Here is a 1,317-nt window from a genome sequence, read left to right as displayed (position 1 = left end):
TGATTTAAAGATGCTCTCGGCTTATCTTCGTGCCATTCTGGCCAGGCTCCGCGAAAAAGGCGAAAAAGGGGCCAGGCTCAATTACGAATTCAGAAATGCCTAACGAACACCCAAAGAGCGAGCGCACGCCATCACGGTTCGATCTGATTTGCAGGCTCCGTGGGTGGCGCGCGCCGCCTTGGGCTCCACGTTAGCTATCACGAGCAGAACCTCCTGGGGGTGCCATGCAGTTCAGCGACCTGACTAACGCGATACAGGATGTTTGGTTCTTTGCGTGGCCGCCTTTGGTGCTTTGCTGTATCGCATACGTGATTTCACGCTACCTGCATCCGGACGGGACTCTCGATGCCCTGCGTCAGTGGGTTGCACGGGCGCGAGAGTACGGACTGAAGATTGAAGCCGCGCGCGGACTTCTTGAACCCTACGGCCTCACCAAGTTGGTTCCGGTCATCTCCGTCGTGGCCTTTGTGGGATTCATGTATCTCTTGAACAGCCCCATGACCGATGCGGTTAGTAACCTCCCACCGCATCTGTCCGTCCAACCAGGACTCCTCATCGCGGAATCAATGTCAGAGGACGAATGCTTGCTTTTGCTTCGTACGTATCCCGCCTCGCGAAGCCTAGACGATGCGTACTCCTTAGCTCTCGTCAGCGCAAAACCTGAGTCCAAGGGTCTTCCGCAGATGAGCGACTCGGGGCTCTGGGAGAAGAGTCAGAGCTTTATCAAGTTTGCCTTCGTTGTCTCGCTTGTTACACTCATTGTTAGCCTGAAGGCTGGGCTCCCCGTTGGGGGTCAGCTTGCGAAGTTCCTTCTGATGTTCCTCCTGCTGACCAGCTTGTGGGTTGCCTCTGTTGCTGGTCTTCTATACAAGCTGGAACACCAATTTTACCAGGAGTGGTGGCCGATCCATCTAGCGCTGCAAAAGGATGCAGGCTCGCGACTGACAGCGCCGATCACCGACGAAGAGAGGGCGCGGATAGCTGCCAAAGACGGCCAACGCTGGTGGCGCGTCTACGTTCTTGACCCGTACCTGTGGACATGGGCAAAGCGAACCATTTTTTCCATCCAACCACCAAAGTGACGGCTAACCCTTCGCTCCACCTGACGTTCACCAGCCGGCTTCGCCGTCTGACGCACGCAGGTGAGCTCAAACGTTAGCGGCCCTTACGTATCGCGCTGCGCCTGGATGAATGCGCGGTAGAAGCGCGCACTGGCCTTGATGGTCCGCTGCTGGGTGGCGAAATCGACGTGGACGAGCCCGAAGCGTTTGGCATAGCCGAGTGACCACTCGAAGTTGTCGAGCAATGACCAGGCGA

At 56.9% G+C, this 1,317-nt stretch carries 2 protein-coding genes; one reads left to right on the top strand and one right to left on the bottom strand.

The features are described from left to right. Positions 1–224 precede the first annotated feature (224 nt). Positions 225–1,082: a hypothetical protein gene (locus A39O_RS0109440; RefSeq protein WP_020504405.1), complete on the top strand. Its 858-nt coding sequence runs from the start codon at positions 225–227 to the stop codon at positions 1,080–1,082. A gap of 83 nt (positions 1,083–1,165) precedes the next feature. On the opposite strand, the gene A39O_RS38195 is transcribed toward A39O_RS0109440, so the two are convergent. Then, a complete protein-coding gene (locus A39O_RS38195) occupies positions 1,166–1,306 on the bottom strand; it encodes a family 1 glycosylhydrolase (protein WP_322786441.1) in 141 nt (46 codons plus the stop codon). Between the last annotated feature and the right edge of the window lie 11 nt (positions 1,307–1,317).

The sequence above is a fragment of the Lamprocystis purpurea DSM 4197 genome (assembly GCF_000379525.1).
Taxonomy (GTDB): Bacteria; Pseudomonadota; Gammaproteobacteria; order Chromatiales; family Chromatiaceae; genus Thiodictyon; species Thiodictyon purpureum.
The sequence above is the reverse complement of the archived record's forward strand: the minus strand, read 5'-3'. Positions and strand labels throughout refer to the sequence as shown.

Coding starts and splice junctions, on each gene's coding strand:
- A39O_RS0109440 (WP_020504405.1), top strand. CDS start 225: ATGCAGTTCAGCGACCTGACTAACGCGATACAGGATGTTTGGTTCTTT.